At 39.4% G+C, this 14,801-nt stretch carries 12 protein-coding genes; 8 read left to right on the top strand and 4 right to left on the bottom strand.

Going from position 1 to position 14,801, the window contains the following annotated elements; genetic code table 11:
• Nucleotides 1-55: 55 nt before the first annotated feature.
• Entirely contained in the window at nucleotides 56-202 is a 147-nt protein-coding gene (locus NXS00_RS18980) for a lmo0937 family membrane protein (RefSeq protein ID WP_258100840.1), read from the bottom strand.
• Between the two features lie 197 nt (nucleotides 203-399).
• Between NXS00_RS18980 and NXS00_RS18975 the strand changes: the two genes are divergently transcribed.
• From NXS00_RS18975 to NXS00_RS18950, 6 genes are all read left to right on the top strand, one after another.
• Nucleotides 400-972 carry a DinB family protein gene (locus NXS00_RS18975; RefSeq protein WP_258100839.1) on the top strand — a complete coding sequence of 191 codons (573 nt, stop codon included), beginning with the start codon at nucleotides 400-402 and terminating at the stop codon, nucleotides 970-972.
• Between the two features lie 30 nt (nucleotides 973-1,002).
• Entirely contained in the window at nucleotides 1,003-2,097 is a 1,095-nt protein-coding gene (locus NXS00_RS18970; RefSeq protein ID WP_258100838.1) for a Gfo/Idh/MocA family protein, read from the top strand.
• Nucleotides 2,098-2,146: 49 nt separating this feature from the next.
• Entirely contained in the window at nucleotides 2,147-2,824 is a 678-nt protein-coding gene (locus NXS00_RS18965) for a response regulator transcription factor (protein ID WP_308709474.1), read from the top strand.
• Nucleotides 2,821-4,185, top strand: coding sequence for a sensor histidine kinase (locus tag NXS00_RS18960; protein ID WP_258100837.1), 1,365 nt, complete (start codon nucleotides 2,821-2,823; stop codon nucleotides 4,183-4,185). Before NXS00_RS18965 ends, NXS00_RS18960 begins: the two co-directional genes overlap by 4 nt.
• 72 nt (nucleotides 4,186-4,257) lie before the next feature.
• The gene (locus tag NXS00_RS18955; protein ID WP_258100836.1) at nucleotides 4,258-5,148 is read left to right on the top strand and encodes a DUF8428 domain-containing protein; all 891 of its coding nucleotides are present in this window, start codon (nucleotides 4,258-4,260) and stop codon (nucleotides 5,146-5,148) included.
• A gap of 422 nt (nucleotides 5,149-5,570) precedes the next feature.
• Nucleotides 5,571-8,126 carry a GEVED domain-containing protein gene (locus tag NXS00_RS18950; RefSeq protein WP_258100835.1) on the top strand — a complete coding sequence of 852 codons (2,556 nt, stop codon included), beginning with the start codon at nucleotides 5,571-5,573 and terminating at the stop codon, nucleotides 8,124-8,126.
• A 51-nt stretch (nucleotides 8,127-8,177) separates the two neighbouring features.
• Here the strand turns inward: NXS00_RS18950 and NXS00_RS18945 are convergent, their stop codons facing one another.
• Entirely contained in the window at nucleotides 8,178-9,044 is an 867-nt protein-coding gene (locus NXS00_RS18945; protein ID WP_258100834.1) for a DMT family transporter, read from the bottom strand.
• A gap of 175 nt (nucleotides 9,045-9,219) precedes the next feature.
• On the opposite strand from NXS00_RS18945, the gene NXS00_RS18940 reads away from it, so the two are divergent.
• Nucleotides 9,220-9,933 (top strand): ankyrin repeat domain-containing protein, encoded by a 714-nt coding sequence (locus NXS00_RS18940; RefSeq protein ID WP_258100833.1) that lies wholly within the window; start codon nucleotides 9,220-9,222, stop codon nucleotides 9,931-9,933.
• 34 nt (nucleotides 9,934-9,967) lie between these two features.
• Here NXS00_RS18940 and NXS00_RS18935 read toward each other — a convergent pair whose 3' ends face one another.
• Nucleotides 9,968-11,614: an amidase family protein gene (locus NXS00_RS18935; RefSeq protein WP_258100832.1), complete on the bottom strand. Its 1,647-nt coding sequence runs from the start codon at nucleotides 11,612-11,614 to the stop codon at nucleotides 9,968-9,970.
• 228 nt (nucleotides 11,615-11,842) lie between these two features.
• Here NXS00_RS18935 and NXS00_RS18930 point away from each other — a divergent pair, with 228 nt between their 5' ends.
• Entirely contained in the window at nucleotides 11,843-14,086 is a 2,244-nt protein-coding gene (locus NXS00_RS18930; RefSeq protein ID WP_258100831.1) for a PAS domain-containing protein, read from the top strand.
• Nucleotides 14,087-14,159: 73 nt separating this feature from the next.
• Here NXS00_RS18930 and NXS00_RS18925 read toward each other — a convergent pair whose 3' ends face one another.
• A complete protein-coding gene (locus NXS00_RS18925; protein WP_258100830.1) occupies nucleotides 14,160-14,795 on the bottom strand; it encodes a hypothetical protein in 636 nt (211 codons plus the stop codon).
• Nucleotides 14,796-14,801 lie beyond the last annotated feature (6 nt).

Raw genomic sequence — 14,801 nt, 5'->3', positions numbered from 1 at the left:
ATTCGACCAAGAAAATGAGTTTAATACAGATGCCTTGAGGTTATCTATTGGTATGCTAAGCTCGTCTGATTACTCCGATAAGCAACGCAATTACTGCAATTACAAGTAGCGCATGAATCAATGAACCAGCACTGTAAACAAAAAATCCTAATAACCATCCAATAACAAGGATGATTGCGATAATATATAGTAAGCCTCTCATAATGTGTAAGTTTAAGTTTTGAGTATGCTAGCTATATGCCAATGACCTTGCCAATCGCTCAAAGTGCCCGTAAACTGTGTTTTAGCATAAATATTGTCTCAAATCAGGAATAATTTTTTCAAAATGGTTCTCCTATTGATGAAATCATCAGGCAAATTTGAAGCGAAATTTGCAGTAGCCCTTTAAAACCTTGTTTTATGAAATATACTATTACATCAATATTCATCATTTTGGTATTACAATTATCAGCGCAGGAAAATTTGCCATATCGAGAAATCCCTGATTATCCAGAGGAGTATAGTGCTGAGAGTGTTTGTGCAAGAATGATTGATGGTCTTGGTTTTCGGTACTATTGGGCAACAGAGGGTCTGCGCTTGGAGGATTTGGAGTACAAGCCAAATGAAGATGCAAGAACATCCAGAGAAACACTCGAACACATTCATGCATTATCCATAGTTGTGATTAGTTCTATGCAGCAGGAGTCTCAAAAAGCTGTGGATGTAAGTGGTTATTCATTTGAAGAGTTAAGAAAAGCTACTTTGATGAATCTGTCGGAGGCAAGTGAAATTCTATTAAGCGGAAATGTGAAGGCATCCGAATTGGTCATTCAGTTTGAAGGATCCGATACTACTTTTCCTTTTTGGCATCAATTGAATGGACCCATAGCAGATGCAATTTGGCATGTAGGGCAAGTTGTTAGTTTTAGAAGGTCCTCGGGCAATCCTTTTAATTCTAAAGCGAACGTTTTCACAGGCAAACTGAGAGATTGATTTTATGTAACTTGAGGGAAACCTGAGGTTATGGATAAGCTTAAACGACGTGATTTTCTTTCTAAAGTAGTTGCTGCATCTGCTGTAACGGCTCTACCTGTAAGTTCCTTTGCCAATATTTTAATTCCTCAAAAAAGAAAGCTGGGTGTTGCTTTGGTTGGATTGGGCTATTACAGTACTGACTTATTAGCTCCAGCTTTGCAATTGACCAGGCATTGCGAACTGCGAGGCATAGTAACAGGAAGTCCTTCAAAAATTCCTGTGTGGCAAGAAAAATACGGCATCAAAGATCAGAACATCTATAGCTACGATACGATGGATGAGTTCGCGAACAATGATGCAATTGATGTGATCTATGTGGTGTTGCCAAATTCAATGCATGCAGAATATGCTATCAAAGCAGCAAATGCAGGGAAACACGTTTGGTGTGAAAAGCCAATGGCCCGAACGGTTGCAGAATGCCAATCGATCATCGATGCTTGTAAAAAGAATAAGCGCTACTTGTCTATTGGATATCGGATGCAACATGAGCCGAATACCCAAACGCTCATCAAATGGTCTAAAACCAAGCCTTATGGAAACATTCAGAACCTGACAGCTGAAGCAGGATTCTACAATGGCAGTACCAATCATTGGAAACTTCAAAAAGCAATGGGTGGAGGAGCTATGTATGATATGGGTGTTTACTCTTTGAATGCCGCTCGATATGTGACAGGTGAAGAACCTATTGCCGTGACAGCTTCCATAAGCACCACTCGTCCAGAGATTTACTCTGAAGTAGATGAGACCACTACGTTCAAGCTGGAGTTTCCCAGTGGTGCTATCGCTAACTGTAAGACTAGCTTTGGTGCTAACCTCAATGAACTAAAAGTGAATTGTGCTGAAGGTTGGTATGGTTTGTTTCCATTTCAGGCTTACAACGGCATAATGGGATCCACAAGTGATGGTAAGAAGCTCAATACTCCAATTGAAAACGAGCAGGCCAGACAGATGGATGATGATTCTTTGGCAATTTTGAATAAATCTGCGGTAATCGTTCCTGGGGAAGAAGGACTCAAGGATATTCGAGTAGTTGAAGCCGTTTATCAATCTGCCAGAGAAGGTCGGCGAATAGAGATTGAGTAATTAAATTCTCAATCAACTATTTTGGTTCTTTTCCGTTCTCAGCATCATCATGATTCAAATCCTGGTGGTAGAAGATGAGGTCAAAGTGGCCAAGCATCTAAAGAAAGGCTTAGAGGAACAAGGCTATGAAGTAGTTATTACCTATGATGGAGATGTAGCTCTGCGGTTGTTTTCACAGCAGCCTTTCGATCTGGTTTTACTCGACGGAATTTTGCCTGGGAAGAATGGGTTTCAGTTGTGTCGAGAAATGCGTCAGCTTAAGCCTAATGTCAAAATTATCATGTTGACTGCTCTAAGCGCTACAGATGATAAAGTAGAAGGGTTTGATTCAGGTGCTGATGATTATATCGTCAAACCATTTGATTTTCGGGAATTGCTTGCCCGAATCAGAGCACACTCAAAGACTCAACAGATTAGTTATTCACCATCATTAAAAATTGCTAACCTAGAGCTTGATCAGGCTAAGAAAACAGTTGTTAGAGGTGGAGTGAAAATTAATCTAACTGCTAAAGAGTATTCGTTACTTGAATACCTTATGAAAAATAAAGGTCGAGTATTGTCCAGGTTGGATATCACCGAGCAAGTTTGGGATCTCGATTTTGATCCGGGAACGAATGTTGTGGATGTTTATGTCAACATCCTGCGGAAGAAAATTGATAAGGATTTTGAGCCAAAGTTGATTCATACTCGTGTGGGTATGGGTTATTTCTTGGATGATCAGGAATGATGAATATCAAACAAACTCTCACGGTTCGATTCATACTTGTTTTTACTGTTCTATGGATTGCTGGAGCACTGACGATATATTGGTCATTTGCTGATTTTAGAAAAGAAGAGTTTTACCAAAGACTTCATACGAAAGCGATTACTGCTGCCAAACTTTTAATCGAAGTTGAAGAGGTTGATGCTCTGCTTTTAAAAAAGATCGAATCTGCAAATACGTTCAAATTACCAGGCGAACGACTTACCATATATGATTTCAATAATGAAGAAATTTTTACCACTGATTCAGAGGATTCGATCATTGTGGATATCGATCGGTTTAATGATATCAGAATTAATGGTGATGTGCAGTGGAAACAAGGTGAAATAGAGGTCTTGGGAATATTGTACACAGATCAATTTGATCGATTTGTGGTCATTTCTTCAGGTCAGGATACCTTCGGTTACCGGAAGTTAGATTATCTCAGTAATGTTCTTGCTTTGGTTTTTGTGTTGGCGGTTTTTTTAATTGCCATTGCTGCTCGTATTTATGCGGGGAAAGCACTTAAGCCATTTGCTCAAGTGATTGAAGAAGTTGGTCAGATTGGAGTTGATAATTTGAGCCAACGACTTGATGAGGGGAAGGGAAAAGATGAAATAGCCAGATTGAGAGGTACATTTAATAAAATGTTGGGGCGCTTGCAGGCAGCTTTTGATAGCCAAAAAAGTTTTATTGCCAACGCGTCTCATGAACTACGTACTCCCATGACTAGTATACTTTCACAGGTAGATGTTATCTTACTTAAAGAAAGAGAAAGTGAGGAATATATTCATTCACTTTCTTCCATCAAAGAAGATGTTCGTGAACTTGCCGTACTGGCGGAAAGACTCTTGTTATTAGCAAGAATTGATGCATTTAAAGAAACTTTTGTTCCTGTAAGGCTTGATTCCTTAATATGGCAGGCAACCTCTGATTTATCCAAACAGTTCTCTAATCAGATAGTGGTAGACCTGTCTCCTGACATAGATGATGAGAGATTCCTAATGATTCAGGGAAGCGAGCAGTTGCTGAGAAGCGTGGTGGTGAATGTGCTTGAAAACGCATGTAAATATTCAGATAATGAGGTTCGAGTTACTTTGAGTCTAGAGCAAAGTGAACTGGTGCTGACGATTGCGGATGAAGGCATAGGTATAGATGATAATGATCTGGCTCATATTAGTGAGCCGTTTTTTAGAGGAACCAATACTCAAGGGTTTAGTGGAAGTGGAATAGGATTGAATTTGGTAAAGAAGATCATAGATATTCATGACGGACAGTATTTTATCCGATCCAGTATTGGTATTGGGACATCCGTGAAGATTTTCCTTCCTTATAAGCATTTTTAATCACTTCTTAATTTCTTACTTATTTTTTCTTAATCCTGAGAGCGTTAGAGCAGATATAAAGGAAAATATACCATGATATCTAAATCTAAGGAGAGTGTTATTGCAATGATTTTAACCCTCTCATTCGTTCTCACAGCTGGCGTTGCTGTTTATTATTTTCGTTTGAATTCCTACAATCAAGAGGAGTTGATGGGTGAAAAGGTAAAGAGTGAAAAAATGCTCTCTGAGAAGTTGGTTCTAGCGAAAGAGATCGCGCAACTAAAGGAAGAGATAGGCGGCTACAAAGGAAAAAGTAGCTCATTGGATAAAAAACTTGCTGAACTGGAGACTTCACTTAAAACCAAGGAGAAACAATTGCAGGCAGCAGGTCGAAATCAGGACATGGCAAGCAATGAATACAAGAAGCAATTGGCAGAACTAAAGACAATCAGAGATCAACTGAAAGAAGAATTGATGAGGCAGTCGGATCAGATGGCATCTCTGCAAAAAGAAAATAGTACCTTAAAAGATGCTATTGCAATGATGGAGGTGAGTAATGAAGATTTGGTGACAAAAAACTATGTGATGTCACAAATAATCTCTGAGAACTTCAGTACTGAAGCACATAAAAAACGCGAGAAACTGACTGTCAATGCCAAAAGAACAAAAGAAATAAAGTTGGGGTTCGATGTGCCAAATGGAATGAGTGAGAGCCTTATGTTTACAATTACCTCACCAGATGGTCAATTGACTTCAAGTAATAATTCCAAAACCATAAACTACACGTTTGTCGATGATTTTGAATTTAGTGATGCAACAGCCACTGCGAGTATACAATCCAGTATTCCTTCCTCTAATATTCAGCAAAAGAAACACGTAGTGCTTACCTATAAGCCTGAAAATAGGCTGGTAAGAGGAATTTATCACATCAATATTTTTTCTGGAGACACCTTTATTGGAAGTAGTCAGATTAGATTAAAATAATAGGTTAAAAGGTAGAAGGTTGGTTGATAAAGAGGTTCGTTTTACGAGCCTCTTTTTTTATTCTCCAAAGTATATTTTTGATAAATTTCTTAAGAAAAGATAATATTCTTCAAAATTCTCAAATAATTAAGTTTGGTGTTGTAAAAATGAAAACCTCGGTATTTAATTTTTTTAGGATGACTAATTATGGATTATGGTAAATTTTTCTACTGTTGCGAGTCATTTAGTCCATTTTGAAAAGTTCTCTCCTTTTTACAAATTGTCTATTGCTTTTTGATATCTCTTAACCTAAAGATGTCTTGTAGAGCGAATTTCAGTCTACTCAACTGAAATCAATAAGTAAGAAAAACTCAATTAGCACCTCTCTTTTACATTTAGAGGAGATGTGTTAATACGTAACTTTTATTTTAACCTAATTCACTATGAAAAAACCATTTCTACTAATGGCTGCCATGCTGTATATGGCATTTACAACCGTTGCGCAAGATCGAAGGGCCTGTGCTGCCGATGAGGTCTATGAGCGCCAAAATAACAATCCTAAAGTCAGAGAATTAAGATCACGAATCGAGGAACAAACTCAGCGATTTATGGCCAATGGAGGTCAGTCAAGTGCTAGAACTGGCATCTTGACTATTCCAGTGATTGTTCATGTCATCTATAATACTTCTCAACAAAACATATCAGATGCACAAATTCAGTCTCAGATTGATGTAATGACTGAGGATTTTAGATTGTTAAACTCAGATGTAGGGCTAATTCCTTCTGAATTTGCACCACTGGCTTCTGATATTCAGATTGAATTCTCCCTGGCTCAAATCACCAGAAAGCAAAGTAGCAGAGCTTCCTGGGGTACGAATGATGCGATGAAAAGTTCTTCTCAAGGAGGCGTGGATGTTGTTAACCCTGATGAATATTTGAATATCTGGGTATGTAATATCGGTGGTGGTATCCTGGGGTATGCTCAGTTCCCCGGTGGACCAGCTTCTACCGATGGAGTTGTAATTTCCCCGAATTACTTCGGAAGCATCGATAAGCAAGCAGCTGGACAAAACTTTTATCTAAGCTCACCATTCAACAAAGGTCGAACTGCCACTCACGAAGTAGGTCACTATTTGAACCTTAGACACATTTGGGGAGACGGTGGATGTACTGTAGACGATTTTGTATCAGATACACCAACGGCTGGTGCAGCAAACTATGGTTGTCCTTCTTATCCTTCCAAATCTTGTTCAAGCAATGGAGGATTTACCAGTGACATGTTTATGAACTACATGGATTATGTAGATGATGCTTGTATGTTTATGTTTAGTGCAGGTCAAAAAGCTAGAATGGATGCATTATTCGAACCTGGTGGATCTAGAGAAAACCTTGGATCTTCATCTGGAGGATGCTCGTTGGCTGCACCAAGTAGCTTGTCTTCTTCAAACATTCAAGACAACAGCTTCACGCTAAGCTGGGGTAGTGTGTCTGGAGCTGCTAGCTACGATGTGAATGTGGATGGAACTGTTACCAACACTTCAAGTACTAGTATCTCTATCACAGGGTTGACTGCAGGAACAACTTATTCTGTACAAGTGAGATCGGTTTGTTCTGATGGAACAAAAGGTGCTTATTCTGCTGGCTTCTCGATAACTACTACAGGTAGTAACTGTAACGAAGGTCCTGTAACATTGTCGTTGACCTTGGATAACTATCCTTCTGAAACTAGCTGGACTTTAACTAAAGATGGCTCAACTGTTGCTTCCGGCAGTGGATACAGTACTAATGGTCAAACCATCACCGAGAATTTTGATTTTGGTGCAGGTAGCTATTCCTTTACTATCAATGATTCATATGGAGATGGTATTTGCTGCTCATACGGAAGCGGATCCTACTCATTAACTGACGATAATAACAATGTGATTGTTTCTGGTGGCGCATTTGGAAATTCGGAAAGTACAAGCTTCTGTTTAGAAGGAAGCTCTGGTGGAGATACTCAAGCTCCAACAACGCCAACTGGTTTGTCATCATCTAACGTGTCTACAAGCAGTGTTACTTTATCATGGTCTGCATCATCAGACAATGTTGGAGTAACTGGATACAATGTGTATCAGAATGGTTCTTTGATTGCTTCGCCTACTGCAACAAACTTGTCAGTGACAGGATTAAGTCCTGAAACAACTTATAGCTTCACTGTAACTGCTGAAGATGCTGCTGGAAATGTATCTGCAGCAAGTAGTGCGCTTTCTGTTACAACAGACGCAATCGTGATCACTTACTGTACTTCTTCTGGAAATAATTCTAGCTATGAGTGGATTGATTTGGTTCAGCTTGGAGCTATCAATAACAGTTCTGCGGGCAATGGTGGATATGGTGATTTCACTTCTCAATCGACAACATTGGCACCAGGTTCTAGCAATACGGTTTATTTCAGTGCTGGTTTTAGCGGTTCTTCATATAGTGAAAACTGGAAAGTTTACATTGATTACAACCAGGATGGTGACTTTACTGATTCTGGTGAAACAGTAGTTACTGGGACTTCATCTAACGGAAGCACTTACTCAGGGAACTTCACTGTACCAGCATCTGCTAGTCTTGGTTCTACCAGAATGAGAGTAGTTATGCGTTGGAACTCCACTGCTCAAAGCTGTGGTAGCTTCTCATACGGCGAAGTAGAGGATTACACAGTTGTGATTTCTTCTGGGAGCAGAGGAATGGGATCGATGGCTGATGCTCCTGCAAGTGAAAGATTGAGCGACAATGCAGCTGATGGAATGTTTATGGTATATCCTTCTCCAGCAGTTAATACTTTAGGAATAGAGTTGGGCGAGTTCAAGGAAATCAGCAAAGTAAGAATCTTTGATTTAGGAGGTCAGCTGATGAAGTCTGGTACCCCTACTGAAAATAAACTAGATGTTTCTGATCTCAAGTCCGGTCTGTACCTAATTGAGGTAACTACAGAAAGAGGAAAGTTTGAGACGAAATTCTTGAAAGAATAATTTATTGTGAATTATTAGTAAAAGGCTGCTTTTGAGAAAAAGCAGCCTTTTTTATTTTCTCATCGATCGAATACTTTCTGCAATAACTGTGGTGAAAATCAAAGCGCCACCAATAAAAGTATTACCTGCAGGAACCTCAGAAAGAAATAGATAGCCATAGAGTGTCCCAAGAAGTGGAGTTAAAGCGCTTAAAATACTGACAGTACTTGCCGTAAAATGTTTGAAGCTGAACGTGAATAAGGTGTGACCTGTAGCAGTCGTCAACAAGCCAAGAATCAGTAGACCTTTCCAGTTCATCGATATGGATTCTACACTTACATCCACAGCCCAAAGCATTGGCCAACCCAGTAATGAAATAACCAACAGTTGGTAGAACATCAAGGACATTCCTGATTGATTGGCAATTTGTTTTTTCAGTAGAATATTTCGGAAGGAGTAGCAAACAGCAGAAAGGATACCGATCAAGATTCCTACCGTATAGCTGTTGTCGAGAGATAACTCTGGGACAAGAAAGGAAACGCCTACCAAAGAAATGATGGCCAGCACAATGCTGAATGGTTGAAATTTCGTTTTGAGAATGATCGGCTCCAGAATAGACGTGATCACAGGATACGTGAACAGCGAGAGCATACCTATTGCAACAGTTGATAGTTGCAATGCATAGAAATAGGTTACCCAATGACCTCCAAGCAAAATTCCTCCTAAAACGATGAACCAAAAGCCTTTACGTGTTCCAATCGTCAAATCCAATTTCAGAGCTTTCATCACCAGAAATAAAGCAATGCTGCCTATCACACATCGTATCCATATAATGGCCGGAGGTGGAAGCTCGATATATCTGCCTAAAGTACCAGAGGTGGACATGATGGCAATTGCTAGTCCGAATTGTAGAAAGTGTGAAGGTCGATTTTGATTCATTCGTTAGGCAAAGGTAGGTTGCAATTGCTCATGATTAATGTAGCAGGCTGGATAGAATCATGTTTTTCTTACTTTCTTCATAGTTGGTTGCTATGTAAATATTTCCATTTCAATGCAAACAAGGTGATCTTTAGGGAGTTAATGAACTGATATGCCGTTTCATTTAACTAAAAAGATGAAATGGATAATCCTATTTTTAGCAACTCACATTAATCAGCAAACCCATATGATTGATACTCTCAAAAATAAAATTAAGGAACAGGACACAGAGGCTATTTTAGTATTACTGAAAGAACATCCTGAGATTCTCGAGATGACGGATGAAAATAACAGTACCGGTTTTATTTTGCTTGCCTACAGCGGAAGCTCTGAAGCTTTTGAAGAGGCTGTTAAAGCAAAGGAAAAATTTACTTTTCATGAAGCCATTGTTGCTGGGCAGTACAGTATTGTGGAAAAACAATTGGCTGCTGAGCCGGATTTAGTCGGCGAATATTCAGAAGATGGATTTGCTCCTTTGTCACTTGCAGCATTCTTTGATGAGATGGATATTGCTAAACTGCTGTTAGAATATGATGCAGATCCGAATCTTTCAGCTAAAAACCCTTCTAAAGTGAATGCGCTCCATTCTGCAGTAGCCAAACAGAATAAAGAACTTTGTGAGTTATTGATAGAAAAAGGAGTAGATGTCAATGCAGTTCAAATGCAAGGCGTTACCGCTCTCCATTCTGCGGCACATCGCAACAATTTACCAATCGTAGAGCTTTTGATTGAAAAGGGAGCTGAGTTATCACCGAAAATGGATAATGGTGATACACCATTGGCTATCGCTCAGAGGGAAGGGAGTGATGAAGTGTCCACTTACTTAAAATCAAAAGGAGCAGCTGAATAATCAGTTGCTCCTTTTTACTACATGCTATTTCTAATTATTGATATGCCTCAGGCATTTTTCGAGCTTGTGTAGCTTGTTCAAAAGCATAGGCCACTTTAAGAAGCTGATCCTCTTCAAAAGGTCTACTTATAAATGTCAATCCGATTGGTTCACCGCTCTCTTTATATCCCATAGGAATAGTAAGGCAAGGGTAGTTTGCTGCAGCTGCATGACCTGCATTCCAGTTATTGATGGAGAGCACGAAATCTAAATCATTTGGTTCAAACGCTGCTTCAAAGAATCCTTGTCCAGCAGCACGAAGGTTAGTTCTTAAAGAATCTACACCTGCTTCGCTGAGATTGGTTTCTAGAATTCTTTCAAATCGACCCTGTCCGTATGGGATTCTCAAAGTTGAATCTTCGTAATTGTAAGCAACAATTTCTTCGATGGTTCTCGCTGTTATAGAATCTGGAGCATATTGGTTGAGGTAAGCTGGCAGATCGACTCTCATATCGGCATTGAGCAACTCACCAAATCCTGTCCAATCCATTTCTGCTGGATCAAACTCTACCATAATTCCTCCGTGATCTTCAATTTTCTTAACAGTTAAAGCATAAATAGAATCTTCCAAATACTGTTTGTTCACTCCGAATCTTTTTCCTTCTAGTGTTCCTGATTGTACGTCTTCCCAATATGTGGGAGTGTCAGGATTATCAACTGTTGCTGGATCTGTAGTATCTTCACCTGTCAAAGCAGACATAAAAATAGCGTTATCAATTACACTTTTCGTCATTGGACCAGGCGTATCCAAGGTGCTGGATAAAGGTACGATTCCACTTCTGCTAAGACGTCCAGTGGTAGGCTTTAATCCGGCGAGGGAGCTCTGACTTGAAGGTGAAAGAATAGATCCGGAAGTTTCGGTTCCTATAGCTGCGACGGCATAATTTGCTGCAATAGCTGATCCACTTCCTGAACTTGAACCGCCTGTGTCAAAGATTTTTCTTCCATAAGGATTTAGCGTTTGTCCACCTACTGCATTGTATCCGTTAGGGCACCCCAGGCATAGGAAGTTGGCCCATTCGCTCAATGATGTTTTGCCTAAGATAATCCCTCCTTTGTCTTGTATGCGATCAACGATGAATGCGTCAGCGGCATCATTCCCTCTTAGCAAGTACGTGCCGGCTGTAGTTGGAAGTCCGGCAAAGTTGATGTTGTCTTTGAGTAAAACCGGCATTCCATAAAGTGGATGGTCATCGTCCGACTTATTCGCATCACATTTTTTGGCTTCAGCTACAGCATTAGGGTTGATGGCCAATAGGTTGTTTAAGTAACTAGCTGAATCATTTTCAAATTTCACTATTCGGTAGAGATACCACTGTGTTAGTTTTTCATAAGTGAGTTTACCTGATTTGACGTGTGATTGAAGCGTAGGTATGTCTTGATCAAGAATCAATGGTTTTAATGCTTCATAGTCTTCCGATCCGAAATAGGTGATTTGTGGTCCAATTTGACTCCATAAATCATTTTTATCACTGACACGGCTTTGAATCAGTTTGTACTGCATACGAGTAGATTCATGATCAGCATTGGCAGCTATTTCGCTCGACTGGTCATACGGAACCCATGGATCAATGATGGTTTTGGGTTCTTGCTTACATGCTAGTCCAGTGATGAGCAGGATTGGTAGAAATTTCTTGTACATAGGTATAAATTAGGTTGTTGATTTGTAGGAAGGAAATTACAATAGAACGATTGAAATCCGAGGTTGATTTCAATAGATGGTAGAGGAATTCAATGAATGGATAAACCTTTAATTTGCTGATTAAGAAAGAGTTCTAAAGTTAGATATATGATATTCCTCATTTAATATTCTGAGTAATACGACAATCATTATTGCTATTCTGTCGTAAATTAAAGGAAACAAGGTCGCATGATCCAATCGCCAAAAACATATAATACCCTCAAGTCGCTAGGTGTTATAAATACTATAGAAGAGGAAGAATTTGATTCTATATTAGACCTGGCCAATATTCTATTTGACACTTCTATTTCATTTATTTCATTGCGTGATGAAGAATTACATCATGTAAAGGCTAAGCGCGGCATTGTGAAACATTGTTTTGAGCAATCAGAATTAGAACTGATTGCCGAAGAGGTTTTTGTAGAAGATGTCAAAAATTTTGATTCCATATCTCTGCAAATAGATGGGGAATCGATTGGTTCGTTCTTTTCATTTCCATTGGTATGGGAGGATCTTCATGTGGGAAATCTGGTATTTATCGACAGTCAAGCAAGGCAGATCTCTTCAAAGGTTCAAAAATCGCTGAGATTGATTGGAGTGCAATGTGAGCAACTGATTCAAAAAAGGATTTATGAGGCCAAATTGTTTGCTAAGGCTAATGAACACCAGAGTCTCGAAGATGTGTTGGATGCTAGTCGCATAGGGACGTGGATCTGGAATGTTCAATCTGGAGAAGTTACTTTCAATGATTGGTGGTTTGAAATAGTTGGTTACAAAAGATGTGAACTATCTCCGGTGTCAATCAATACTTGGTATGAACTGGTTCATCCTGATGATCGCATTATTTCGGAAGAGGCCTTACAAAAATGCTTCAGTAGAGAAGAGGAGTACTACAATGTGGAACTTCGGATGCGCCACAAAAACGGTCAGGATGTATGGATTCATGACCGTGGTAAAGTGGTGGAATGGACACATGACGGCAAGCCGCTCATTATGTCGGGCACTCATATCGAGATAACCGAACGGAAGAAAAATGAAGTTTTGTATAAGGCAATCACTGATAACGTACCCGGAGTAGTATTCAGATACATTTTAAGACCGGACAATACGGATGGAGTACAGTTGATCAACGAAGGATATGTGGATGTTTGGGGTTTTACCGCAGAAGAGGTAACAGCAGATCTTAGTATTATTTGGAGCAGAATAGATAAAGCGGATGTCGAGAGAGTTCAAAAATCCATAGAGAAATCTAGAGAAACCATGAATTACTGGATGGATGAGTGGCGTTATCATCATCCTGTGAAAAATAAGGTCATTTGGGCAAGAGGGGCTGGAAAGCCAATGAAAATGGAAGATGGGTCAACGGCTTGGGATACATTTATTCAAGATGTATCTGAAGCTAAGGAGGCAGAGATTCGATTGAAAGAAAGTGAGAAGCTTTTAAAAGAGGCTCAGACGTATTCGAAAATGGGAAATTGGAATTTTGATTTTCGAAAGAATGAATTGCTTTGGTCTGATACATTGTATCAGGTTTTTGGAGTAGATGACAAGCAGTTCAAAGAAACGCACGGTTCATTTCTTAGTTTGATTATCCCACAGGATCGGGAATACGCCAAAAGAGCAAGCTTACATACACAAGAAACAGGGGAGCCATTTAATGTTAAGTATCGAATTATCACTCCTGCAGGTGAAAGTAAAGTGATAGAAGAGTATGGTTTTGCGGAAAAGGATGCCAATGGTAAGGTCGTTCGGTTATTTGGTACTGCTCAGGATGTAACAGAGATCATGGAGATAAAGCGTGATTTACAAGTCAATACCTACATTACTCAAGTAATGGAAAGACAGAGAATTGCCCAGGTCATTCATGATAGCCTGCAGCAATCCCTTATTGCTACGCTTATGAATCTCAATTCCCTGGATTCTGAGATCATGGCAGATAGGAACCACAAAATATTAATGAATGCAAAGGAATTGCTAAAGGAAAGTGTGGAGCAAGCTCGGTCCATAGCTCATGATTTGGTGCCGCCGGATATTGCTAGTTATGGTTTGTCAAACGCCATTCATAAACTAGTGAAAAAGTATGCAGATACAGATTTTCAAATATCTTTTGAAAGTTACTTGAGTGATTATCAGCAAATTCCTATTGATACTGAAATCGGTCTTTATTTAATCGCTCAGGAAGGGATTAGCAATATTGTAAAGCACTCGCAAGCATCCAAATCTTATATTAAACTTGAGCAGATTAATGAGATCATTAGATTGACTGTAAAGGATAATGGAGTAGGAATAGAGCCGGAAAAATTAGAAAATAGCAATTTTGGTATCAATGGGATCAGTAATCGAGTTGCAAACATTGGAGGCACCATGAAAATTCAATGTGTTCCCAATAAAGAAACTATTCTAGAGGTGAATATTCCATTTGGTGGTTTGTGATTTGTTTATTGGGGACCTGTCATTTTAGAAATACTTTCTTTTCATTAGTGTTTGAAATCTACAAACGGACACTTTAAGAAGATTTAGCTTCCGCATAATAGACGATTTCTAAGAAAGTACTGGCTTCAGAGTCTTCTTTCTGTTTTGCTTTCAGTTCTTTAATAATGCCCGCGCAATGAGTGGTGTTTTCAGCAAGTTTTTCACTTCCTCTCTTATGAGCAATGAAAAAGTCTGTGTCTGTCTCCTGATCTCTTAACTCGTAGACATCATACTGATCCATAATTGGAATCATGGCGAAAGTGGTGACATTGTTGGTGATGATGGGCACCATAATGAAGCCTGTAAACTGAGTTTTGGAATCGATCAGTTTAGGAATTCCTGTGATAATGGCCGGTTGTGAAGATTGTCCATGCTGATTGGCTTCAGCTGGCGTGAAACGTACAGGTAAATGTTTGGAATACAGTTCTTTTAATTCCTCAGATAGGTAAGAAATCACCTTGTTTTGATGCTTCGTTTCCAGCTGCATGAGAGCCATCTCCAGAAATAAGATCATGTTCTGCTTATCCGAGAATACTCCGGCAGCTTTCGCCAACTCTGCGGTTGAGATATGATCATCATTGGCTTTGGTGAGGATGTTATAAAACCGACCTCCATTATCGAGATCTGTTAATGCTTCTTCTACCGAGTTATAGGGAATGAGTTCTTTCATTGATGA

The organism is Marinoscillum pacificum (assembly GCF_024714495.1).
Taxonomy (GTDB): domain Bacteria; phylum Bacteroidota; class Bacteroidia; order Cytophagales; family Cyclobacteriaceae; genus Marinoscillum; species Marinoscillum pacificum.
This window is presented reverse-complemented; position numbering and strand designations above follow the sequence as displayed.

Coding starts and splice junctions, on each gene's coding strand:
- NXS00_RS18950 (WP_258100835.1), top strand. CDS start 5,571: ATGAAAAAACCATTTCTACTAATGGCTGCCATGCTGTATATGGCATTT.
- NXS00_RS18925 (WP_258100830.1), bottom strand. CDS start 14,795: ATGAAAGAACTCATTCCCTATAACTCGGTAGAAGAAGCATTAACAGAT.
- NXS00_RS18970 (WP_258100838.1), top strand. CDS start 1,003: ATGGATAAGCTTAAACGACGTGATTTTCTTTCTAAAGTAGTTGCTGCA.
- NXS00_RS18980 (WP_258100840.1), bottom strand. CDS start 202: ATGAGAGGCTTACTATATATTATCGCAATCATCCTTGTTATTGGATGG.
- NXS00_RS18940 (WP_258100833.1), top strand. CDS start 9,220: ATGAAATGGATAATCCTATTTTTAGCAACTCACATTAATCAGCAAACC.
- NXS00_RS18945 (WP_258100834.1), bottom strand. CDS start 9,044: ATGAATCAAAATCGACCTTCACACTTTCTACAATTCGGACTAGCAATT.
- NXS00_RS18960 (WP_258100837.1), top strand. CDS start 2,821: ATGATGAATATCAAACAAACTCTCACGGTTCGATTCATACTTGTTTTT.
- NXS00_RS18935 (WP_258100832.1), bottom strand. CDS start 11,614: ATGTACAAGAAATTTCTACCAATCCTGCTCATCACTGGACTAGCATGT.
- NXS00_RS18965 (WP_308709474.1), top strand. CDS start 2,147: ATGATTCAAATCCTGGTGGTAGAAGATGAGGTCAAAGTGGCCAAGCAT.
- NXS00_RS18975 (WP_258100839.1), top strand. CDS start 400: ATGAAATATACTATTACATCAATATTCATCATTTTGGTATTACAATTA.
- NXS00_RS18930 (WP_258100831.1), top strand. CDS start 11,843: ATGATCCAATCGCCAAAAACATATAATACCCTCAAGTCGCTAGGTGTT.
- NXS00_RS18955 (WP_258100836.1), top strand. CDS start 4,258: ATGATATCTAAATCTAAGGAGAGTGTTATTGCAATGATTTTAACCCTC.